Raw genomic sequence first — 22,133 nt, forward strand, 5'->3', positions numbered from 1 at the left:
AGGGTGGCGGCGGGTCAGGTCATGCACAATGAGGTGCAGGGTATTTTGCTAACAACGTGACTGCTCATTTCGGTAAGGGTGTGACCGGCTGTTTCGGAACAGGCGGAAATGGGTCACGACGGGCCGAAATACGCAAGCCTTCGGCAACCCTTACAGAGGGGCTCCTTGCTAAGCGGGACGCGGTGCTGCAACAGGCGGGGTACCGTCGTGAAACATCGTCTTCAGTTGCCCCCGCAGCTCCGCTGAGTCGGTGTGCTTGTGAACACTGACCGCATGCTGTACCGCGGCCTCGAGCAGTTCGTTTTCAGAGTCTGCGGACAGCGCGACCGAGCATTTTGAATCGCTTGGGAACTCGCGGCAGTCAATGTATTTGCGCGCCATGATCTTCTCCTCCCTACGACGAAAGGCAGGCTGTGGCCTGCGTGAACGATCATCCGACGCGCCATCCCCCCATCAAGCACACTGGCCTGTCGCATCGAATGGGCCGACTTTTAAAGTGTAGTAGAGGCCCGGCTAGTGACGAAGACGAGTTCCTCGCCTGTCCCTTCACCAGCCTCATTGTTTACGACCACGGTTGCTCGCGGTGAAACCTTTTATGGTTTCTGTTTCAGTGTATAGGTCAGCGTGCCGTAACCCAGTTGATCAAATCCGCCGCTATTGGGACCGTAGTTGCCGCCGCCGCCTTCCGGCCGAATCTTTTTGGCAAATGCACTGACGTACGGCGCATCGAGACCTTTGAGCACCACGTAGTGGTTGTAGAACAGCTCCCAGACAGGGCGAGTGTCGCCGCGTCCTGCGTTTGAAATGATGTCCTGGGTGACGTCGCTGTTGCTGTAAGGGGTGTAAGGCACATCCTGACCCAGGTTGTACTTCGCAATGTACTCCATGCCTTTCAGGACACGGTTGTCCTGGTAGGCGAAAAGATCATCGCCCTGGCTCCATGCCATCTGGCAGAACGCCCCCAGCTCGGCGGCATTGAGGGTGTTGTGTCCCTGGTCACGCCCGCTCTCTTGGGTCTGTCCAAGGCCATCTGGATAGATTTTCCACACGAGGTGATCGATGGAACCGTTGCCTTTGCCGTGCTTGAAGTACTCGATGGCCTCGTCGTAGATATCGCGGCGATCCGTCAGGATGCCAATGGCGAGCAGCGAATCCATGTTGGCCAGGTCCCAGTTGGCCCAGTAGTGATCGATCTTCGCGCCATTGTGGTTCACCAGGAAGTCGTGGTTCATCGGATAGAACACATCGAGCATCAGGCTCTTGAATCGGTTGAAATCCTCCGCGGGCCAGTGCTTGTAGGTGCGCATGATTTCCGCCGCGTTGGCCAACTGGTAGCCGTAAATACCGCTGGCGAGAAATTTGTCGGATGTCCCATCGATCCGGGTCAACGTTTTGGACCAGGCATCCAGAATCGCGATGGCCTTGTCGGCGTAGGCGGCGTCGCCGCTCACTTTCCAGCGCAGAGCGAGCGCGTACGCCGCGGCGGCGTCGTTGAACAGGAGGGCATAGTTTTCCTTGTTGGTGCCGTTATAGCCTCGGTAAATCACGCTCTGAGCGCGTGGCGTCCAGTTCAATGACGCATGGGGGTTCTTGACCAGTACGTCCCATCCGTCAGCCCAGGGCTGCAGGTGTTGTGTGACTTGAGCCTTCATGCGGTCGAAATCGGCCTGGGTGTGAAGTGCACCTGGATGAAGGAAAGAGCTTGCCATGACGGAAGGTGCAAACAAGGCGATCGCCATCAAGGTGCCAATTAAACGGCTCATGCTTTTGAATGAGGAGGTCAACGTTTTTAACTCCGAGTGAAAGGGCGGTCTGTACAAAACTGTACACCGTTCATTCTGTACCGCACGTGAACGGCTCGAGTTCGCTGTGTCGTTTGGGCTAAGCCGAGCAGGCTTGCTGCATGGACCAAATCATGCTTTTCTGCCATGGTCGTCAGACCGGCGGCCTACAGCAATGTGCAATCAAATTTCTGAATACCCGCAGGGAGCCTGTTTATGTCGAGTGAAGTGAAACTAGTCATTTTGATTTCCACACAGGTGGGGCGAGGGCAAGTGCAAATTGATGCATTTGAAAAACTTGCCCCGCTGGTCAGAAATGAAGAAGGGTGCCTGCAATACGATCTTCATCGGGTTACTGGCAATGACGAGCAGTTTGTTTTGATTGAGCGATGGGCATCGACATCAGCCCTGGAGGCTCATGATCTTACGCCTCATATGATTGCAGCGGACGCATACAACCCGACCTTCAGAGCCGGCCCCGCAACGGTTTTGCACCTCGGTTCAACGATTCCAGCCTAGCTGTGCGACCCTGGAATGAGAGGGGGCGGGTCAATTTTGAAGCGATCCAGGGTCTGGCTTACAAGATGGTTGTGATGTCTGCTTGGCGTGCCGCTCTACGAAATGATCAAACGCTATTGGGTCGTAGTCGAGCGGGCACGCTCCTTTTTTGTAAGACGTTATCAGTATTAGTTGGGTTTCAAGATATTTCTGATAGTTGATTGGGAACTGTATTAAACAGCGGAACCGCGAAGCGCTATTGTATTTTGAAATTCCTTTTTTTTGCTGCCATCACCTTCTGTCTATGGGGACAGATTCAATAAGTACTTTGCTTGTGAATTTGTATTCAGCTGTAGTTATTTTGATACATTTATTCATGTTTCGTAGTGTCGGTTTGTGCATGCGTGAGCAACTCCCGCATGCCGCTTCTGAACGGCCGTACGCTACTTTTGTCTGCTCGAAAAGTTTCATGTTCGAACGCTTGAGGTGTTTCAACGCATCAGCGAATATAACCGGACTCAGCTATACCGATATATTGAGTTCTCCGACTCAACAGCCAACAACCCAGACTAACGCCACATGCCGGACGTGACTTTCAATTCGCAGAAGAGGTTTCGCGTCTATGCAAGACAGCCATATCATCAGACCGCTGTCGGAGATTGACGCGCAACCGTACAGGGCAATCCGCCTTCGTGCGATTGTCGATTCACCATCCACCATGTGGCCAACGAATGTCGCTGCTAGCAACTTCTATCGCTCGCTCGGATTCGAGTCCTTCGGCATCAAGCCGCGGGTGCTGTGGATCGGTGGGCGCTTTTATGATGAAGAGCAAATGGTGCTGCGCCTGGACGACTAACGGGCGGGTGTCGAGATCCCGAGCAACCCGGGTGGGTGGCAAGCGGGCCGAGCAAAAAAAACGCTTGATCGGCATGGCGCCAGGCTATGTTCTCTCGGGCACGCCCGCATCTTCTACCATCACGCAGTTCCGGCCGTTCTGCTTAGCCTGATACAGAAGCTTGTCCGCCTTCTCGAATACCGCGGCGACGGATTCCCCCTCCGGTGTCCAGAGGGCAACGCCGAACGAAACCGTGATATGTCCGACGGTTTCGATGGTCGTGTGTTCGATCGAGGCCCGAAGCCGTTCGGCTACTTCGGCCGCCGACTTGAGTGAACTGTTCGGCAGCAGCAGAACAAACTCCTCACCGCCCACCCGGCAGGGCAAGTCGTTCTGTCGCGAGTTCTGTTTCATCAGGTCGGCGACGATTCGAAGGGTTTCATCGCCCACGCCATGGCCGAAGGTGTCGTTGACCCGCTTGAAGTGGTCGATGTCCAGGGAGACAACAGCGAATGATTGGCCTGTTTCCTCCCAGAGCGTCAGCGCATCTTGCATGGCCCGGCGATTGGCCAGGCCGGTGAGCGCATCGCTCTGGGCCTGTCGGTTCAGTCGGCCAATCTTCTCCTGTAGCAACCCGACGCTGAGCAGCAGTGCGCGGCGGATTTGCCAGGCCTCGTTGAAAAAGGCTGAAACTGCACTGATGCGCTTATAGCTTTCAGGCGCATCCAATCGTTTCGCATACCGGGCCAGCATGGACAGGGGGCTGGCAATCTTCGTCCCCGACCACCAGATGAGAATGAGCCCGAGCAATCCCACGGGCGCTATTCCCTGGCCGACCTTGGCCATCAGCTCATTCAGTGTGGCGAGGGTATTATTAAGCGGCTGTTGCGAAACGACGCCCCAGCCACTGCTGGAAACGGTTTCGAAGCCGGCAAGCATCTCGATGCCCTTGGCGTTGTGCGCCTGGAGGGTACCGCTCTTGTTTTGCAGGACGGCATCGACGATGGGGTCATCGCCCACTACGGCGCCGATGTTGTCGGGTTGAGGGTGATAGAGTACACGACGTGTCCTGTCGACCAGATAAACATGGGCACCGTCATGGCGAACATGTTGATCGACCAGGGTGTGCAAAGCGTTTTCCTGGTCGAGCCGCACGGTCCCGCCGATGAGCCCCAGGTATTCTCCCTTTGCCCCGAATACGGGATAAGAGATGAAGATCACCAGGTTGCCGGCGATGGACCTGAATGAGTTGCTGATCTTGGGGGCGCGGGTTTGCAGTGGCTCTTTGTCACGCAGCGCCTGACCACTGATGTTCAGATTTTCCGGCGCTGATGTCACGACCATGCCGGAGGCGTTTGCCACCAGGATGGAATTGAAACTGCTGTCCTGCTTCAGCAATCGCCGGGCTTCGTCACCCAGGCGTTCCTGCTCGTCAAAACCCTGGCCGATGACACTGGCGCTGTATTTGAGTTTGTCGATGTCGGAGCTGAGGACTTGCTCGATACCGACAGCGATTCTCGACGCATAATCCTTGTTGTTATTGAGTGCGTTGGTGATCAGTTCCTGCTTCTGAACCTTATAGATCACCCAGAAACTGTTGGCCAGGGTCGTGATTGCGGAGAGCAGCGCAATCAGCAGAATAAGAGTACGCAGGTTAAGTTTTGGCTTTGGCCGGGTGGGCATTTGATGGAATCCGGATCGACATGGGAATGCCTGTGGTGGCAATCAAGCAATGGGGCGGTTGGGATGCCTGGCGTACGCTGTCACGTAGTCGCCGGGGGGAGCGGAGCATCGTTGATGCTGTTTTGTTCAATTTTACCTTGAAAGGGCCTGGCAGCACAGGCACCCCACTGTGGAAGTGTCGACCGATTGCTCCCACAGGTGTTCAGGTTCCCGACAGACCCTTTGTCTTCAGCCGCGCCGCGTCAGCCCGGTTAGTGTATCGGCAATCGTCTTGGTCCGTCGTGACGTCCCCTCGGTCGTCTGGCTGGAGTCTTCCAGAGCGTTGAACAAGCCTCTGAGGGTGCCCACGGCCGTGGACTGATCTTCGATCTGCACCGCGACTTTCTGGATCTCGGACGACAGCCGATCGATATCCACGCCAATCTCCCCGGCATTCTTGCGGGTGATCTCCGCCAGTTTGCGCACTTCATCGGCCACCACGGCAAAGCCGCGGCCCATTTCACCGGCCCGAGCGGCTTCGATGGCCGCATTGAGGGCGAGCAGGTTGGTCTGGCCGGCGATCTGCTGGATCACCTGCACGATCGATTGGATGCGCAGGCTCGACTGCGCCAGCTCGCGGGCACCGCCGACTACCTCGTCGGCCTGGGTGGACAGGCCGTCGAAGGTTGAGCGCGCTTCGGCGGCGACGTCGTGTTGCTGGTCGATGGTGGTGGCCAGGTCGTCCATCGATAGGTGCAACTCCTGGGAATAGTGCTGCAGCTCGCTGGCGATCTGTTCCTGATGGCGGTTGGCCTGGTCGAGTGCGGCACCCAGGTCGGTCAGACCGTGGAACACCGGTTGCAGGTTTTCATCCAGGCCGCTCACATCCAGGGTGCTGACGAAGTTGTTGTTCTTGAAGGCTTCGATCTGCTTGACCAGCACATGGTTGAGGCCGACCAGCTTCTTGACCTGACGGCGCAGGAAGAAGGCCTTGAATTCGCCATAGTGGATCGGGAAGCGGTCGACGTAGTCATCCTCGAAACTGGCGCCGTGGGCGACGCGGAAGAAAAAGATCGCGGTCAGGGTCTGGTTGAGATTGAGCCCCAGAATCTCACCGAAGGTGGAAAAACCAATCAGCGGCACGTCGCCGAAGAGACCGGTCATGGACCCCAGTTCCGCGGTGTTGTTGAGCCGGCGCAGGATGCAGTCGTTGAGGATGCCGGCAATCGGCTGGCCGCCCTTGCCCTGCAGGAAACGTTGGTAGTCGGTGCGGGTGGCGTCGCGGATCGAGGTGCGTTTGACCATGATCAGTTCTTCGCCCGGCGCCACGTCGCAGAACAGGTGTACGAGGCCTTGCGCCGGATCGATGCGGGCGATGGAGCGGACGAACAATTCCTGGCCCACACGGATGGCGAAGGAGTAGTCGCTCAGGTGCTGCTCCAATGCCTGCGGTGCGCATTTGAAGGCGTCGGCCAGGGCCTGGACCATGGTCTTGATATTGCCTTGGGTGTCGATGACCTGGTGAATGGTGCGATCTTCCAGCGACGCGGTCAGGACGTTGAAGGTTAGTGTCGAGGGTTGGAAATTCTGGCTTTTGAACACGCCGAAACGAATGCCGGGCGGGCACTTGAGAAAGACGATCTGGGCGTGGTTCTCATAGCTGCGAGTGCCATCGTGGATCAGGGTTTTCTTGAAATCGCCCTTGCCGCCCGCCGAACCACCAACGAACAGGCAAGGGAAGCGACCGGATTCGTAAAGGGCTTCCATGAAGAAGGATTCGGACGCCGACAAACCGTCGAAAAGGATGTAGGCCAAGGTGTCACGCTGGTCGATACGGGTACGCAGTTGCACGCCTTTGAGGTTCTGCACCAGGCGGGCGATGCGCTCACGCATGCTGAGGCGTTTACCATCACCGCGGATGTCGCTGCACTCCAGGGAAACCATGGCAATTTCGGCGCTGGCGATCACGCCACGGTCAAACAACTGCAGCACGACCCGGTCCCAGCGTTCGCCGGTAGGGCAGTAGAGTTGGCTGTCGCTGCTGCAGAGTTCGCCGGAGGTGGTGCACAGGCTGATGACGCAGCCCGGGAAGCGCTGGCGCACCGTGCGGGCGATCTGGTCGAGGTCCAGGTGCGGCGACACGAAGCCGGAGATGAATACCGGCTCCAGGCGAATCGCCTGCAGCTTGGCCTGGAGTTCACTGGCGGTACTGTGCACGCTGAGGGTGCCTGGCGAAGAGGAGTGGGTCCGGTTGAACAAATGAGAGAGATTCATCAAGGACTACCTCAGGGTAAACCGCAGATTGTTATTGTGGATAACAGCGGTCCTTTGCCGTAGGGGGGCGCTTGCAGGGCTTGGCGATGCTGATTTGAGCGTTGCCTCGGCGCAACCCGTGCTGTTCAGCGTGATATCAATGTGATTTCGAGTTTTGATTTTGATCAATGAAACCGGTCAGGCTGACTTCGCCGACGGTTGTTGGTTGCACGACAATGCCCATCTGGCAGAGCAGAGAGGGGCAGGTTGCTTGCAACGAATCATGTAGTCTATGGGGGCAGAACGCTCCCAACATGCGTAGGCTACTCGTGCACGCTACATCGTCGTGACACACGGCCCTGATGGCTATCTGGTCAATATCGCCCGAGGCGGCGTTGTGGATACCGTTGCACTTCTCTCGGCACTGACAAACAGGGAAATCGCCGAGGCGCCCTGTCCTGACAGCGGTGATCGATCCGTAGTAGTCCTCAGCACCTTAAAGCTTGAACTGTGCTACCAGAACATTGAAGGCGACGGCCAGGCGCGACAGGTCCTGGCTGGAGGCGCTGGTCTGGTTGGCGCCAGCCGCGGTCTGGGTCGAAAGGTCCTGGATGTTCAGCAGATTGCGGTCCACCTCACGGGCGACCTGAGCCTGTTCTTCGGACGCTGAAGCAATCACCAGATTGCGCTCGTTGATGGTGACGACCCTGTCGCTAATTTTCTCCAGCGCCGCCCCGGCGCTCTGGGCCAGTTCCTGGGTGTTGGTGGCCAGCGACAGGCTCTTGCCCATGGCAGTGACGGCCCCATTAGCACCCGATTGCACGGTACTGATCATGCCTTCGATTTCTACGGTCGAGGCTTGGGTGCGGTGGGCGAGCGCGCGCACTTCATCGGCCACCACCGCAAACCCGCGCCCTTGTTCGCCAGCACGGGCGGCTTCGATGGCCGCATTGAGCGCCAGCAGGTTGGTCTGTTCGGCGATGCTGCGGATCACGTCCAGTACCTTGCTGACTTCCCGAATGTGCCCGGCCAGTTCGGTCACCGTCTCGGTCGACTCGGTGATCTCTTCCACCATGGTGCTGATGCCTATGAGCGTATGGTCGACCTGACTGCGGCCATGAGCGGCGTCTTCGGTCGCGGCTTTAGAGGCCTCGGAAGTCGACACGGCATTGCGTGCCACTTCCTCGACCGCCGCAGTCATTTCATTGACAGCGGTGGCCGCCTGCTGGATTTCGTCATTCTGCCGTGTCAGGCCACGGGTACTTTCCTCGGTCACCGCGCTCAGCTCTTCGGCGGCCGAGGCCAACTGATCCGAGGCGCTGGCGATCTCCTGAAGGGTGCGCTTCAAGCCTCCCTGCATGTCCGCCAAGGCATTGAGCAGTTGCCCCGCTTCATCGCCACGGGTAGTGGAAATGCTCTGGGTCAGATCGCCACTGGCAATGCGCTGGGCACTCGCGACCGCCACCGCCAGTGGGCGAGTGATCATGCGCGCAATCAGAATGCCCAGAGCAATGGCCACCAGAAAGGCGATCACGATCCCGACCAGCAGAGTCAGCCTGGAGTTGGCTTCGACTTCTTGCGCTTGCTCGGCACGTTCTTTGATCTGCCGATTGGTCGAATCGATCATAACCCGTAGGTACTCGCGGGAATGATTGAACACGTCAAGCGACAGCACGTGCAAGCGAGTGCGTGCCTGGGCAAGATCGCCAGCGTCTACCAGCTCAATGACCTTCTGGGTACCTGCCACATAAGCGGGCCACAGTGCTTCGTACTTGTCCCCCGCTGCTTGCTCATCAGCCTCCATAGGCGTGGCACGGTAGGTCGCGAAGGCCTTTTCCGCCCGAGCCAGATCCGTCGCCAGGCCCTGGCGAACACGCGTCTTGTCTGCTTCGGACACGTCGCCGGCCTGAGCGTCGAGCAACCGGTAGAGCCCGCGGTTGTGAGCGGTCAGGCTGAGCAGGGTCTCGCCGGTGTTGCTCGCTGAGACCAGGTTGTTGGAGATGGTCGACGACAGCACCGCGGACAAACGACTGATCCCCAGCATTCCCATCCCACCCACGGCCAGGGTGATCAGGGCGCAGATAGCGAATGAGGACAAAAGCTTGGTCGAGAATTTGAATTGATTCAGGATGTTCAAGTGGCAAACTCGATGGATGAAAGATGATGATCTCTGGGCTTAAACGATTCTTCACGACCTGATCAGGGTGATGTCAACGTAACATCATTTTGTCGGTGGCGCTCGCCGATTCCGACCCGGGTAGGCCGGTGTAGTGGGTATTTTCCGTCACCTTTCGAGGTCTGGTGGACGATGCCCTGCGTATATCCAGGCGACACCGGCCGGTCGGCAGATATTGCTGGCGCTGTCTGGGGCCAGCTCTTGCCCGGACGCCTGACGCAACGGGCCAGGAATCATGCGCTGATGGCAACGTTGGCGGCACTACGCGCCGTGGGACGAGGCGCTGATGTCGGAAAACGGTATCCGTCGTAACTGGTATTCCCATGCGGTGCCGTTGATGCCTGCGGGCGATCTGCAAAACAAGAAGGCAGTCCCCAAATGCATAAAATATTTGTGGCGTCAGGGGGGAGGCTCACACTTCTTTAGGTGCCAGGTAGGAGCAGACTAGGTGGACCAACTCTTTTTCAGCTCGGGGGATTGCAAGGTTCCTCTTCGGGCGCCGCTATGGATGCTGCACTTGCCCGATAGTGCAAAGGGAGTGCGCCTGCTCTGCGCCGATCCGGCGGCGCTGGAGGACGTGCTCGCCAGTGGCCAGAAAATTCGCGTGGTCCAGTACCCGACCTGGAGAGCGGTGGGCGTGACCCTGCGCTGTATGAGCAGCAGAATCGTGAAAATCTGGTGGACGAAGTCGCTCGCCAGGCCCATGGCCATGACCGGCAGCATGGTCAGCAACGAGGCCGCGCTGAAACTCAACGGGATATCCCCGCGAATTGCCGACAGCAAGGGCCCGACAGCGGCCATGGAAGGCCGCAGATTGAGGGCGACCAACACCACGCTGACCATCAACCAGGCGGCGTGGGTGCTTGAAGCTCGTACATTTTCCATGGGTGAGCCTGAGTTAACAAAGCTCTAATTGGGCCATCGCGGGTGGGTCGGTGCAATTTGATAAATACGGCAGGTTATCGAGAAATTAGGATTGGGCCTGTTCCAGGGCCGAGAGCTGCCCGGAGCGCGACTGAGTTTCGCCTGCTGCCAGATGGAGTTGACGGTAGGCGGCCACCAATTGATCAAGGCTGAACGCACGATTACGCCCACTGGGATTGGGCAGAATCCACACTGCGGCATTGCCAAAGGTCTGTGGCTGAAGCCCCCAACTGACATCGCGTTGACCGGATAACCCGCAGTACGCGGCCTTGCCGAGAAAGGCCACGAAGCGGGGCGCGTAACGGGCGATCTTGTGTTCAAAGTCCCTGGCGATAGCGGTGAATTCAGCAGGGGATAGCTGATCTGCGCGCGCCGTGGGCCGTTCAACCACGGCGGTCAGTCCACATCCATGCTGCAAGATTGCCCGATCATTTTCCGGGCGGATTTCCTCAGGGGTAAAACCGGCCAGATGCAGCGTGCGCCAGAAGCGATTGCTTCTTCCGGCAAAGTGATGCCCCTGGGCCGCCGCCATCAATCCCGGATTGATGCCGCAGAAAATCACAGCGAGGTCTTCACCAAGAATATCTTCGAGTCTTTCAGTCACCCCACACCTCGCGCGCCCGGCGGGTGCCGAGCACTTCATTCGAGCTCATCCGCAGATCACCTTGACCGCATTGCGTGCCAGCTCCGTCAACTCAGCACGGGACTTGCCCGCCCGGGCCCGTATCGAAAGGCTGTGCAGCAGGGATGAGGCGAGTACGGCAAGGGCGGCCGGGTTGGCGTCGCCTTTCAATTCACCGGAGGCGACGGCCAGGTGCAGTCGAGCTTCGAGATCGGCGTCGAGCTGGCTGAGGCGATCCGAAAGCAGGTCGCGTATTTCGGGGTCTTCGGCAGCCTCGGTGGTGGCCGTGCCGATCACAAAGCAGCCCCGTGGCTGACCGTCACCCGAGAAATAGATCGACAACTGCCCCTCGTAGAAACCCAGCAACGCCTCATGCAAGGTCAGCGTGCTGTCCATCAGCGCCTCGTGCACGGCGGCGGAGGCCTGCGCCCAATATTGCTCGAACGCCTTGATATAGAGGGCGTGCTTGTCGCCGAACGCCGCGTAAAGGCTTGGACGGTTCATGCCGGCCGCCGTGGCGATGCTGTCCAGCGATGCGCCGGCATAGCCGGTGCTCCAGAAAACCCCAAGCGCCTGCTGCAGCGCTGTCTGCGGGTCATACGCGCGGGGCCGGCCACGGCCTTTGCCTTCGGTGATTTTATTTTGTGCCATGATGTACAAAAATCCTTGAGAGAAGTCTTGTGTAGGGATATTCTTACATCATCGCACAAAATTAAGGAACCAGAAGTTCCTCAATCTCAGATTTGTTGTGGCGGAGCTCGAACCGGGTGGTGCTGCGATGAAACAGGTGCGCTGGGGCAACCCTCCAGGCGGCGCATGGACTGCTTTCTCACAGCCACCCCGATTTCCCGGTTAATAAGGTGCATTCGATCATGACTAAACCGTTCGACATCCCCGCTTCGCAGACCTTCGAGCACCCAGGGCCGAACCCGGCGGGCACGCCTGTCAGGAAACCGCTCAAAGAGCAATTACGACCTTTCCTGATGGTCGGTGTCCCGGTGCTTTTCGCGGCGGTCGGGTATGCCCGCTATCTGGCGGGCGAACCCTATGTCTCGACCGATAACGCTTATGCCCGGGTGGCGAAGGCCTCGGTCAACGCCCGGGTTTCCGGCCAGGTCGTGGAAATCGCCGTCGAAGACAACCAGCCGGTGCGCAAGGGCCAGGTGCTGTTTCGGATCAATCCGGAGCCGTTCCAGATCGCAGTCAACCGGGCTGAAGCCCAGTTGAGTGTGGCGCGGCTGCGTATCCAGGGACTCAAGGCCAGCTACCGCCAGCAACAGGCTGAGTTGCAATCGGCCAAGGAGTCGGCCGGCTTCGACCAGAAGGAGTTCACCCGCAAGCAGGCGTTGGTGGCGACCGAGTTTGTCTCGCGTTCTATTTATGAGCGCGCGGACACCGACCTTAAAGTGGCACGGCAACACGTGGCCTCTATCGAACAACAGATCGCCAGCACGGTGGTTGCGTTGAACGGCAATCCGGACATCGAAGTCGATAGTCACCCGGCGATTCGTGAGGCCAAGGCCCAGCTCGACGAGGCGCAGCTCTACCTCTCGTATGCGACGGTGTATGCGCCGGACGACGGTATCGTCGCCAAGGTCGACGATTTGCAGGTGGGCAACTATGTCAGCAACGGTACGCCGGCCTTTGCCTTGCTGTCTCGGCGGGTTTGGGTCGAGGCCAACTTCCGCGAAACGGAGGTGACCCATATGCATCCGGGCCAGGCCGCGACCATCCGTATCGATACCTATCCGGGCCACGCCTTCAAGGCCCACGTCATCAGCATGAGCCCGGGGGCCGGCGCGGACTTCGCTCTGTTGCCGCCAGAAAATGCCACCGGCAACTGGGTCAAGGTGGTCCAGCGGGTTCCGGTTCGACTCGAACTCGATCAAGCCGATCCGGATCTGCCGCTGTTCTCCGGCACCAGCGCCACGGTCAAGGTCGATACCGGGTATCGCTCGCCCTGGTGGCACCCGCTTGAGGCGTTGTTGACCGCGGGGACTGACCAATGAACGCCGACCTTGGAGAGAAGGGCGCGCGCGTGCTCAGGCTTGCCGCGCTGTTCGTGACCTATATGCAGTCTGCCAGCTTGCCGCTGCCGAATGCGATGCTCAGGTTTATCCAGGGCGCCGTGTCGATGAGCGACGACCAGGCAGGTTGGGTCTTCACTTCGTATCTGGCGGCGAGTGCGATCACCCTGCCGATGGCGCAGTGGTTGGCTGGCCGCTACGGCTTGAAAGTGGTGTATCAAGCCGCGATAGCCTGCTTCGTCCTCGGCTTGTTGCTCGCGACCCAGGCAACGACTCCGTTGCAGTTCGTCGGCGCACGGATTATCCAGGGCGCCGCGAGTGGGGTGTTGGCGCCGCTGTCGATGGCCATTGCCATGGAGACTTTACCGCCTGCACGGCGTGGGGCATTTGGCCCGACGTGGACGGCCATTGTGCTGCTGGGTATCGTCAGTGGCCCGAGTCTCGGTGGCTGGCTCGGTGAGCTTTACGGTTGGCGCTCGATCTTCTACATCAGCATTCCCTTGTCGGCCTTCATCTTCCTCGTGGTGACGCTTTTGCTGCAGGAGAAGAAGGCCGAGAAACGCCCGTCCTTTGACTTCTTCGGTTTTGGCAGTTTCACGTTGGGCATGATCGGGCTGCAAATGCTGCTCGATCGCGGTGAGCGCCTGGAGTGGTTTGCTTCAGTGGAAATCTGGCTGGAAGCCGTGGCCTGTGCACTGGGGTTGTACCTGTTCGTGGTGCATGCGCTGACCGCGAAGGTGCATTTCCTCAGCAAGGGCTTGTTCCGGGACCGCAACTTCGTGCTGTCGACCGTGATGTTTTTCGCGCTCGGTTTTGTGCTGTTGTCGACCATGGCACTGACCTCGCCGATGCTGGATGAACTGCTCGGCTTTCCACCTGAGATAACGGGCTATCTGACGATACCGCGCGGTGTCGGGCTGGTCGGTGCGTTCCTGCTGATGGGGCGTGTTTCCGAGCGCCTCGACCGCCGCCCTTTCGTGGCGGTGGGCATCGCCGTGGTGATCTATGCCAACTGGTTGATGCTCGGTTATTCGCCCTTGATGGACGTGTGGCCGGTGGCGCTGGCGGGTGCGCTCCAGGGTGCTGGGCTCGGGGTGTTGATGCCGGCGCTGAGCAAAGTGGCGTTCAGCACCCTGGATCCGAAGCTGCGCCCGGAAGGGACGGGGTTTTTCAATCTGGCCCGGGTCTACGGCAGCACGATCGGCGTCGCGGTGGTGCAGGCCTGTTTCTTCAATAACACGCAAGCAATGCACCTGGCGCTGGCGAGCCATCTGACCGCGTATCGCGTGGTGGCATCGACGTCATTGCCGGCACTGGGCGCACTTAACGAAATGATCACCGGCCAGGCGGCCTTCATCGCCATCATCGACCAATTCAAGATTTTGATGTGGGCGATGCTGGTGGTGAGTCCGCTGGTGGTGTTTCTTCGCAAACCCGTTCCGACCAACTAGTTTTCGTGGAGTCTGGCAAATGAAACCCAATGCATTCGTCCTCAACAGACACCGGTTCCCTACGACGGTCGGTGCGGTGTCGGCGGCCTTTTTTCTGTCCGCTTGTACTGTCGGGCCTGATTACAAGGCTCCCTCGCAAAGCCTGTCGCAACACTATGACCCACAGGCCGAGCAGGGGCTCGGCCAGGACGGCAACCGGCACATTGATCTGGGCAAGAAGATCAACGGTGAATGGTGGTCGGCCTTTCAATCACCGAAGCTCGACCAGGTTGTCCATCGGGCAATCGACGGCAATCTTGAATTGGTGGCGGCTGATGCCACCCTCCGGCAGGCGGCTTCGTCCGTGGTCGCGGCGGAGGGAGCCCTGTATCCGCGGGTCGATTTTGCCGGTCAGGCCGGTCGCCAACGGGTTCACACCGCCGCCGATCCATCGGTGGCCAATTTCTACAGCATCGGGCCGCAGGTCAGCTTCGACCTTGATGCGTTCGGCGGTAACAAGCGGCGGGTCGAACAACAGGCGGCCCTCGTCGATCTTCAGACGCATCGCTACGAGGCGGCGTACCTGGCCCTGACCGGCAATGTCGCCAGCCAGGCGCTGTTGGTTGCCTCGGCCAACGCGCAGATGGCCGCGGTCGGGAAACTGCTGGCCAATGACAGCCGAAATCTTGAATTGGTGCGCATGGCTCATCTCAATGGCAGCACCACGCAGATCGATGTTGCGCTGGCCGAGACGCGGCTGGCGCAGGATCGCACGCTGCTGCCGCCCCTGGCCCAGCAGCGTGATGCGGCACGCCATGCGCTGTCGATCCTGACCGGAAAAGGCCCTGCCGACTGGATCGCGCCTGACTTCGACCTGGCCGAATTTGTCTTGCCCTCCCGTGTGCCCGTCAGCTTGCCCTCGGAAATGGCCCACGACCGGCCCGATATCCTGCAAGCAGAAGCTGACTTGCACATGGCCAGCGCCGCCGTGGGCATCGCGACCGCGAACCTTTATCCCCATGTAGCGCTTTCCGCGTCGTTGGTGCAGGCGGCTTCCGGCAATGGCGGCGCGGCGCTCTGGGGCTTCGCGGCGGGACTGGCGGGGCCGATCTTCGATGGCGGAACGCTCAAGGCTGAACGCCAGGCGGCAGTCGATGGCTACAAGGCATCCCTCGCCGGCTACCAGCAGACGGTCATCCAGTCGTTCGGCCAGGTCGCTGACACGTTGCAGGCCATCAACCATGACGAGCAGGAAAATCTTGCCCAGGGGGATGCGCTACGCGCCGCCGAAACCAGCTTGCGCTTGAACCAGCAAGCCTACGCGCAAGGCGAGAACAGCGTGCTCCAAGTACTGGAGGCGGAACGTGCCTATCAGCAGGCGCTACTGGGACAGATCCGCGTGACGACCGCGCGCTATCTCGACACGGTGCGGTTGTTCGTGGCGCTCGGCGGCAATTCTGTCGGTGTGCTTGAGCAAAAAGTGGCTGCTCGCTAAGCGTGGCAAGCTGCGAATCTACAGGTAAGCCAGGTATTCGCGGGGCCTTCCAGGGTACTGGCCGGCCTCCCGGAATTTTATGAATGGTCACTGCCCTTGTTGTGGTCGTGGCCCAGGCAATGGAGTTAAAGACATGACCTATCACGATGCTCTTCGCGAGACCAGATTCCCCATTGTCCACGGAACCGGGGAGATGCCGGCCATTGGCTTCGGCACGCTGTTTCGAGACCTCTCGGTCACCACGCAAGCGGTCAAGGCCGCATTGGAAGCCGGTGTCCGTCATTTCGATTGTGCGGAGCGCTATCGCAACGAGGAGAGCGTCGGCATTGCGCTACAGGAAGTTTTTCAGGTTGGCGGTATTCGGCGGGAAGAGGTGTTCCTCACCACCAAACTGTGGAATACCAACCATCGTCCCGAGCGCGTCGAACCGGCTTTTGCAGCCAGTTGCCGCCGACTTCAAGTCGATTACATCGATTGTTATCTGATCCATACGCCGTTTGCCTTTCAGCCCGGCGATGACCAGGACCCGAGAGATTTTCAGGGGCATGTCATCTACGACTCGGGCGTCACCTTGATTGAGACCTGGAGGGCGCTTGAGCGCCTGGTGGATGACGGCCGATGCAGGTCCATCGGTTTGTCTGATATCACCTTGGAAGCCTTGAAAGAGCTGGTGGCCGTGGCGCGGATAAAACCTGCCGTCGTGCAGGTTGAATCCCACCCTTATTTACCTGAATGGGAGCTGCTCGAGTTTTGCCAGCAGCACGGGATTATCCTCCTGGCGTTTGCACCGCTTGGACATGGCATGGAACCTAACGTGTTGGAAGAGCCGGTGATTACCGGGATCGCCCAGCGCCTGCAGAAAACCCCGGCGCAGGTGGCGTTGGCCTGGGCGGTACAGCGCGGAGTGGCTTTTCTGACTACCTGCTCAACACCGAGCCATATCCGGGAGAACCTTGATATTTCCACCTTGCCACACCGGGCCATGGCTGAAATTCGCGACGATATCACCACCCGGATACGCTTCAATTCGGTTGTGGAAACCGGAGTGCCCGGGTTTATTCCACGGAAGAAATAGCGCCTGGGCGAGGGCGGCTTCGGCCGGGCCGCCCTTTTTTGCGCGAGCAACGCTTCGGGGCGGGCCTATAGTGTTTTTACTGATTTCCTGAGGTGGAAACGATGGACGTGTTTCAGACCATGCGTTTTTTCACGGCGGTTGCTCAGAGTGGCAGTTTTACCGCGGCCGCCGATCTCCTGAACAGCACCACCGCCAATGTCTCCAAAGCGGTCTCCAGTCTTGAGGCCAGACTGCAAACCCGCCTGATCAACCGGACGACCCGACGCCTGGCCCTGACCGAGGCCGGTCTGCGGTATTTGCAGCGTTGCGAGAAAATCCTCGATGAGGTGCGTGAAGCGGAGGATGAGGCCGGTACCGCGCAAGTCATGCCGGCGGGCAGGCTCAAGATTCACGCCATGTCGGCCATTGGCAATCATTACGTGATCCAGGCCATTGCCAGGTATCGGGAGACGCATCCTTCGGTGATGTTCGATCTGGTCCTGACCAATCGGCTGCCCGACTTGCTGGAGGAGGGTTATGACATGTCGATTGTACTGGCGCGGGATCTGCCCGATTCGGGGTTTGTCGCGCAGCGGCTCGGGAGCACCTTCAGCATTCTTTGCGCTTCGCCAGCCTACCTGGAAAAACGTGGATACCCGGCTTCCCCGGGGGATCTTTGTTCGCACGATTGCCTGAGAATCGTCAACACGGTGATGCCGGTTGAGAACTGGATATTCGAGGGGCCCGAAGGCCTGGAGAGCGTCAATACCCCATTGTCTCCCTTGCACATCAATACCGCCGATGGCATGACCGTGGCGATAAAAAGTGGAATGGGGATCGGGATACAACCTATTGCTTCGGCCGTCGAGGGACTCAGGGCCGGGACATTGCTGCGGGTACTGCCCAACTATCATCTTGAAGAGTTGAATCTGTTTGCAATCTACCCCTCTCGGAAATTCGTCGATGCCAAGATAAAGACCTGGGTGGAGTTTCTTAAACGTGCGATTCCGGATTTGCTGGCGTCCAACAAGGAAGTTGTCGGTTCACAATAACGGTAAGGGCTTTTTGAACGGGTCTGATCGTGCGGGGAAGGAGTGTCGACCCTCCATCGTCCACAAAAGCACTCAGCCGTTCGAGCAGCCGCTGCCCATCACTTGGTATTGCAGGATGTGGCGTTGACCCTTGGAGTCTTCATAGGTCATCTGCACTGGGACCGGCGCGCATTGATCGGCGGCGTCGGTAATGGCGATGACTTTTTCGATATCGGGTTTCATGTCGGATGTGTAGGTTTCGACCGCGAGCTTGCCGGTGGCTGCCGTCGACTGTCCGTCGTCGGCAAAGGCTTGTGCAGCTGCACTGCCAAGAACCAGGATCAGTGCAATTTTCGAGAATTTCATCATGTTCACCGTATCGTCTGGGTGTTTGGCTCCATGACCGAAAGGGTCATAAAGTCCATATCGGATTTCCGAGTGTTTACCCGCTGAGTCGTTGCTGAGTGCATTGGCTTACCGGGTAGAAACGATACTAGGCGCTTGCGATTCCCTCATATAGCGGCCCGCTGGACAAACACTCTTGCCGGATTTCACATCAATCGCGGGCAACCGGCAGAAACAACAACGGCCCCAAATCAGGGGCCGTTGTTGTTTCGCCAGTCCATGGCGTCGAGCTTGTTTACTCGGCACTTCGCTCATGATGGCTGGAGACGAATTGCTTGAAACGTTCGGTGGGCAAGCCTTCGAACAGTTCCGTTGGCGTGCCCTGGACATCGATCAGACCGCCGTGCATGAACACCACCCGGTTTGACACGTGGCGGGCAAAGCCCATTTCGTGGGTGACCACCAGCATGGTGCGACCTTCCTCGGCCAGGGAGCGCATCACCCGCAACACTTCACCGACCAGTTCCGGGTCAAGGGCCGAGGTCGGTTCGTCGAACAGCATGACCTGGGGGTTCATCGCCAGCGCACGGGCGATCGCCACGCGCTGTTGCTGACCACCGGACAGGTGCGCCGGGTAATAGTCGCGACGATCGTACAGGCCGACCTTGTGCAGCAGCGCCTCGGCTTCCTCGACGCACTCGGCACGGGAACGCTTGAGCACCCGCATCGGGCCTTCAATGACGTTTTGCAGCACGGTCATGTGCGACCAGAGGTTGAAGCTCTGGAACACCATGCCCAGGCAGCTGCGCATGCGCTCGACCTGGCGGGCGTTGCTTGGGGTCTGGCGACCGTCGGTGTGCTGCTTCATTTCGATCATTTCACCATTGACGGTGATGATGCCTTGATCGGGAGTTTCCAGCAGGTTGATGCAGCGCAGAAAGGTACTTTTACCGGATCCGCTGGCGCCGAGGATCGAGATCACGTCGCCCTTGTGGGCGTCCAGGGAAATGCCCTTGAGAACATGGGCGCTGCCGAAGGACTTCTGAATATTAGTCACCGACAGGGCTGAGGCGGACTGAGTGCTCATGGCAGGCTCCGTATCAAATCAGGAATGGGTAGGCGAAGGAATGGCTTTTTTGATCGGGTCAACTGGCCGCTCACGCAGGTGCGGCGAGAGGCGATACTCGAGCCAGGCGACGGCGCGAACCACCAGGAAATTCAGCACCAGGTAGATCATGGCCGCGCAAATGAACACTTCCATGGTGCGGTAGGTGCGCTGGATGATCTGTTGCGCGACGCCGGTCACGTCCCAGACCGTCACCAGGCTGGCCAGCGCCGTGGACTTGACCAGCAAAATGGCTTCGGTGGAGTAGGCTGGCAGGGCCTGGCGCAGGGTGACCGGCGCAATGATCCGGCGCAGCAGTTCCCACGGCGACATGCCCACGGCCTTGCCAGCCTCGATCTGTCCCTGGGGGACGCTGAGCAGCCCACCACGAATGATTTCAGCGGTATAACCGGCGGTACACAAGGCCAGCGAAACCACCGCGCAGCCATAGGGCGACTTGAGCAGGACCCAGGCGAAGCTGTCGCGGATGGCCGGGAACTGACCCAGCCCGTAGTAGATCAGGAACATTTGAATCAGCAGCGGGGTGCCGCGAAACAACATGATGTAGAAGCGCGCCGGATAGCTGAAAAACCACCAGCGGCTGACCCGCAGGCTGACAATGCCGACGGACAGGGTAAGGCCGATCACCAATGAGCAGAAAAACAGCGTCAGCGTTGTCGGCAACGCGGCCAACAGCTTGAGCATGGTGTCAGCGAGGAACGGAAAATCGATCATAAATAGCCCTCTCGACTCGAACTAGACTGGGCTGCGCTGCCGCGTGCGACGCACGCGAGCCTCGGCCATGTTGAAAAGCCGACCGGACAGGCCAGTGAGCACGAGGTAGACGATGCCGCCGATGATGTAGAAGGTGAAATATTGCCGAGTCGACCCGGCTGCGACCTGACTGGCGCGCATCAATTCCACCAGGCCGATCACTGAAATCAGGGCGGAGTCTTTCAGGCTCATTTGCCAGACATTGCCCAGCCCGGGTAGTGCAAAGCGCAGCACCTGGGGCACCAGGATCCGTTTGAAGCGCATGGCCCGGGTCATGCCGATGGCCAGCCCGGCTTCCAGTTCACCCTTCGAAACCGCGAGAAAAGCGCCACGGTAGACTTCCGCCTGGTAGGAGCCGGAAATCAGCCCGACCGCCAACGCACCGACGAGAAAAGGCGGCACGTCGATATAGCCTTCGCCACCGAACCAGTGGCCAACCGCGGTGACCACACTGGCACCGCCAAAGTAGAACAGGTAGATCACCAGTAGTTCAGGGATACCCCTGAACAGAATCGAATACAGGTCCCCGAGCCAGCGCAGGCCGCGCTGACGGGATAGCTTGGCCGCCGCGACCAGGCTGCCAAATACCGCACCCACCAGCAGCGCCGCCAGGGTCAATACCACGGTCATGCCCGCTGCCTTGAGCAGCGCCATTCCCCAGCCTGAGTCACCAAAACTGAGTAGCTGCAAGAGGTTCATAGAAGGTCCCACTTATGATGAAAGTTCAAGCAACCCGGCAACCTTTACGTTGCCGGGCCATTCAAGATCATTGCTTAGGGGTAAGGTCTGCCTTGAACCATTTTTCGCTCAGTTTCTTGATCGTGCCGTCAGCCATGGCTTCCTTGAGTGCTGCGTCGAACTTGGCCTTGAGCTCAGGGTCCTTCTGGCGGAAGCCCAGTGCTTCGCCTTCACCCCAGATCGGGCCTTTGATGACCGGACCGGTAAAGGCCAGTGGTTTGTTCTCTGGCTTGTCCATGACCGAATTGAAGAAGGTCACGTCGTCGAATGCCACGTCGATGCGGCCGGCCAACAGGTCGAGAATGGCTTCGGCTGAGCTGCCGTATTCACGAATGGTCGCTACGTCCTTGAAGTTTTCATCAATGAACGACGTGTAGATGGTGCCGGAGGCGATACCGATGGTTTTGCCTTTGAGGGCTTTGCGCAGGCCTTCAACGCCGGCGCGGACTTCCTTGGCGTCGGTGCCCAGGGTGATGGCGGCGGCGTCACCGGTTTTGCCCGGCAGCAGATCGGCTTTCAACGAGACGAAGCTGGCCGGGGTCTGGGCGTAAGGTGTCGAGAAGGCCATGACCTTCTGGCGTTCCTCGTTGATGACGATGGCATCCATCAGTACGTCAAACTTGCCGGCATTGAGGCTGGCGATCATCCCGTCCCAGTTCTGGACGACGACGTTGCACTTGAGCTTCATGCGCGGACAGATGATATCCATCAGCTCCGGTTCGAAGCCGCCGATCTTGCCACCTGGAAGCGTCAGGTTCCACGGTTCGTAGGCACCCTCTGTGGCAATATTGACCGAAGTCCATTCCTTGGCCTGCAGTGCCGGAGCACAGGCCAGAACCATTGCACTGAGCGCTACAGAACCCAACCAGCTTGATTTCTTCGACATCTTGATAACTTCCGCCTAATCAATGGAGTGTTGCGAACTGATCCGGCTCAGGCCGAATCTCCAATGCTTGTCCGCACGCGCGGACAAGACAAAACCCTAAAACCCAACCTGCCAGTTAAACCGGTTAATTCGCACCCATAATGGTTTTAGCCCGGACGGCTGCCCCATCTCCATGTGCCCTGACCGACAGATCAACCAGTGATCATCGGCAGGTTCAAGCCTTGCTCTTTGGCGCAGTCGATGGCGATCTGATAACCGGCATCGGCGTGACGCATGACCCCAGTGGCCGGGTCGTTGTGCAGGACGCGGGCGATACGCTCGGCCGCTTCATCGGTACCGTCGCAGACGATCACCATGCCCGAGTGCTGGGAGAAGCCCATGCCGACGCCGCCGCCGTGGTGCAGCGAGACCCAGGTCGCGCCGCTCGCGGTGTTGAGCAGGGCGTTGAGCAGTGGCCAGTCGGACACGGCATCGGAACCGTCCTGCATCGATTCGGT

At 59.0% G+C, this 22,133-nt stretch carries 19 protein-coding genes and 6 pseudogenes; 9 read left to right on the forward strand and 16 right to left on the reverse strand.

Annotated features, from left to right (window positions below; translation table 11 throughout):
• Nucleotides 1–168: 168 nt before the first annotated feature.
• Together AC07T0_RS22290 and AC07T0_RS22295 are read right to left on the reverse strand one after the other, a co-directional pair.
• Nucleotides 169–381: a DUF1059 domain-containing protein gene (locus AC07T0_RS22290; protein WP_495003218.1), complete on the reverse strand. Its 213-nt coding sequence runs from the start codon at nt 379–381 to the stop codon at nt 169–171.
• A 212-nt stretch (nt 382–593) separates the two neighbouring features.
• Nucleotides 594–1,763 carry an alginate lyase family protein gene (locus AC07T0_RS22295; protein WP_495003234.1) on the reverse strand — a complete coding sequence of 390 codons (1,170 nt, stop codon included), beginning with the start codon at nt 1,761–1,763 and terminating at the stop codon, nt 594–596.
• 234 nt (nt 1,764–1,997) lie between these two features.
• Between AC07T0_RS22295 and AC07T0_RS22300 the strand changes: the two genes are divergently transcribed.
• Nucleotides 1,998–2,300, forward strand: coding sequence for a putative quinol monooxygenase (locus AC07T0_RS22300; protein WP_495003219.1), 303 nt, complete (start codon nt 1,998–2,000; stop codon nt 2,298–2,300).
• A gap of 601 nt (nt 2,301–2,901) precedes the next feature.
• Nucleotides 2,902–3,135, forward strand: a complete 234-nt coding sequence (locus tag AC07T0_RS22305; RefSeq protein ID WP_495003220.1) for a hypothetical protein — start codon at nt 2,902–2,904, stop codon at nt 3,133–3,135.
• Between the two features lie 84 nt (nt 3,136–3,219).
• Here the strand turns inward: AC07T0_RS22305 and AC07T0_RS22310 are convergent, their stop codons facing one another.
• The 3 genes and pseudogenes from AC07T0_RS22310 to AC07T0_RS22320 all read right to left on the reverse strand — a co-directional run.
• Complete coding sequence (locus AC07T0_RS22310; RefSeq protein WP_495003221.1) at nt 3,220–4,797, reverse strand: sensor domain-containing diguanylate cyclase; 1,578 nt, start codon at nt 4,795–4,797, stop codon at nt 3,220–3,222.
• A gap of 228 nt (nt 4,798–5,025) precedes the next feature.
• A complete protein-coding gene (locus AC07T0_RS22315) occupies nt 5,026–5,523 on the reverse strand; it encodes a methyl-accepting chemotaxis protein (protein ID WP_495003235.1) in 498 nt (165 codons plus the stop codon).
• Nucleotides 5,524–5,895: 372 nt separating this feature from the next.
• Nucleotides 5,896–7,050, reverse strand: a pseudogene (locus AC07T0_RS22320) (FIST signal transduction protein); the annotation flags it as partial.
• A gap of 334 nt (nt 7,051–7,384) precedes the next feature.
• Here AC07T0_RS22320 and AC07T0_RS22325 point away from each other — a divergent pair.
• A pseudogene (locus AC07T0_RS22325) lies at nt 7,385–7,480 on the forward strand (NAD(P)-dependent oxidoreductase); the annotation flags it as partial.
• Nucleotides 7,481–7,525: 45 nt separating this feature from the next.
• Here AC07T0_RS22325 and AC07T0_RS22330 read toward each other — a convergent pair.
• Nucleotides 7,526–8,389: a methyl-accepting chemotaxis protein gene (locus AC07T0_RS22330; protein ID WP_495003236.1), complete on the reverse strand. Its 864-nt coding sequence runs from the start codon at nt 8,387–8,389 to the stop codon at nt 7,526–7,528.
• Nucleotides 8,384–9,166, reverse strand: a pseudogene (locus AC07T0_RS22335) (MCP four helix bundle domain-containing protein); the annotation flags it as partial. The gene AC07T0_RS22330 and the pseudogene AC07T0_RS22335, both read right to left, overlap by 6 nt.
• A gap of 547 nt (nt 9,167–9,713) precedes the next feature.
• Here AC07T0_RS22335 and AC07T0_RS22340 point away from each other — a divergent pair.
• Nucleotides 9,714–9,907: pseudogene (locus AC07T0_RS22340) on the forward strand (hypothetical protein); the annotation flags it as partial.
• On the opposite strand, the pseudogene AC07T0_RS22345 reads toward AC07T0_RS22340, so the two are convergent.
• From AC07T0_RS22345 to AC07T0_RS22355, 3 genes and pseudogenes are all read right to left on the reverse strand, one after another.
• Nucleotides 9,890–10,090, reverse strand: a pseudogene (locus AC07T0_RS22345) (MFS transporter); the annotation flags it as partial. The pseudogenes AC07T0_RS22340 and AC07T0_RS22345 overlap by 18 nt on opposite strands.
• An 85-nt stretch (nt 10,091–10,175) precedes the next feature.
• Nucleotides 10,176–10,733 (reverse strand): G/U mismatch-specific DNA glycosylase, encoded by a 558-nt coding sequence (mug, locus tag AC07T0_RS22350; protein ID WP_495003237.1) that lies wholly within the window; start codon nt 10,731–10,733, stop codon nt 10,176–10,178.
• A 45-nt stretch (nt 10,734–10,778) separates the two neighbouring features.
• Nucleotides 10,779–11,402 (reverse strand): TetR/AcrR family transcriptional regulator, encoded by a 624-nt coding sequence (locus tag AC07T0_RS22355; protein WP_495003222.1) that lies wholly within the window; start codon nt 11,400–11,402, stop codon nt 10,779–10,781.
• Between the two features lie 221 nt (nt 11,403–11,623).
• On the opposite strand from AC07T0_RS22355, the gene AC07T0_RS22360 reads away from it, so the two are divergent.
• The 5 genes from AC07T0_RS22360 (at nt 11,624) to AC07T0_RS22380 (ending at nt 17,809) form a co-directional block, all read left to right on the forward strand.
• Complete coding sequence (locus AC07T0_RS22360; RefSeq protein WP_495003223.1) at nt 11,624–12,760, forward strand: HlyD family secretion protein; 1,137 nt, start codon at nt 11,624–11,626, stop codon at nt 12,758–12,760.
• Nucleotides 12,757–14,229 carry a DHA2 family efflux MFS transporter permease subunit gene (locus tag AC07T0_RS22365; RefSeq protein ID WP_495003224.1) on the forward strand — a complete coding sequence of 491 codons (1,473 nt, stop codon included), beginning with the start codon at nt 12,757–12,759 and terminating at the stop codon, nt 14,227–14,229. The genes AC07T0_RS22360 and AC07T0_RS22365 overlap by 4 nt, the downstream gene beginning before the upstream one ends.
• Before the next feature lie 19 nt (nt 14,230–14,248).
• Nucleotides 14,249–15,703, forward strand: coding sequence for an efflux transporter outer membrane subunit (locus AC07T0_RS22370; protein ID WP_495003225.1), 1,455 nt, complete (start codon nt 14,249–14,251; stop codon nt 15,701–15,703).
• A gap of 133 nt (nt 15,704–15,836) precedes the next feature.
• Nucleotides 15,837–16,778 carry an aldo/keto reductase gene (locus AC07T0_RS22375; RefSeq protein ID WP_495003226.1) on the forward strand — a complete coding sequence of 314 codons (942 nt, stop codon included), beginning with the start codon at nt 15,837–15,839 and terminating at the stop codon, nt 16,776–16,778.
• 101 nt (nt 16,779–16,879) lie between these two features.
• On the forward strand, nt 16,880–17,809 hold the full coding sequence (locus tag AC07T0_RS22380; RefSeq protein WP_495003227.1) for a LysR family transcriptional regulator: 930 nt from the start codon (nt 16,880–16,882) through the stop codon (nt 17,807–17,809).
• A 72-nt stretch (nt 17,810–17,881) separates the two neighbouring features.
• On the opposite strand, the gene AC07T0_RS22385 is transcribed toward AC07T0_RS22380, so the two are convergent.
• From AC07T0_RS22385 to AC07T0_RS22410, 6 genes and pseudogenes are all read right to left on the reverse strand, one after another.
• Nucleotides 17,882–18,154 (reverse strand): DUF2790 domain-containing protein, encoded by a 273-nt coding sequence (locus tag AC07T0_RS22385; RefSeq protein WP_495003238.1) that lies wholly within the window; start codon nt 18,152–18,154, stop codon nt 17,882–17,884.
• Nucleotides 18,155–18,428: 274 nt separating this feature from the next.
• The gene (locus tag AC07T0_RS22390) at nt 18,429–19,220 is read right to left on the reverse strand and encodes an ABC transporter ATP-binding protein (RefSeq protein ID WP_495003228.1); all 792 of its coding nucleotides are present in this window, start codon (nt 19,218–19,220) and stop codon (nt 18,429–18,431) included.
• An 18-nt stretch (nt 19,221–19,238) separates the two neighbouring features.
• On the reverse strand, nt 19,239–19,973 hold the full coding sequence (locus AC07T0_RS22395) for an ABC transporter permease (RefSeq protein ID WP_495003229.1): 735 nt from the start codon (nt 19,971–19,973) through the stop codon (nt 19,239–19,241).
• A 21-nt stretch (nt 19,974–19,994) separates the two neighbouring features.
• Complete coding sequence (locus tag AC07T0_RS22400) at nt 19,995–20,711, reverse strand: ABC transporter permease (protein ID WP_248797334.1); 717 nt, start codon at nt 20,709–20,711, stop codon at nt 19,995–19,997.
• A 67-nt stretch (nt 20,712–20,778) separates the two neighbouring features.
• Nucleotides 20,779–21,636, reverse strand: coding sequence for a transporter substrate-binding domain-containing protein (locus tag AC07T0_RS22405; RefSeq protein WP_495003230.1), 858 nt, complete (start codon nt 21,634–21,636; stop codon nt 20,779–20,781).
• 191 nt (nt 21,637–21,827) lie between these two features.
• Nucleotides 21,828–22,133 (reverse strand): annotated as a pseudogene (locus AC07T0_RS22410) (urocanate hydratase); the annotation flags it as partial.

The organism is Pseudomonas sp. GW821-FHT04D07 (genome assembly GCF_059420225.1).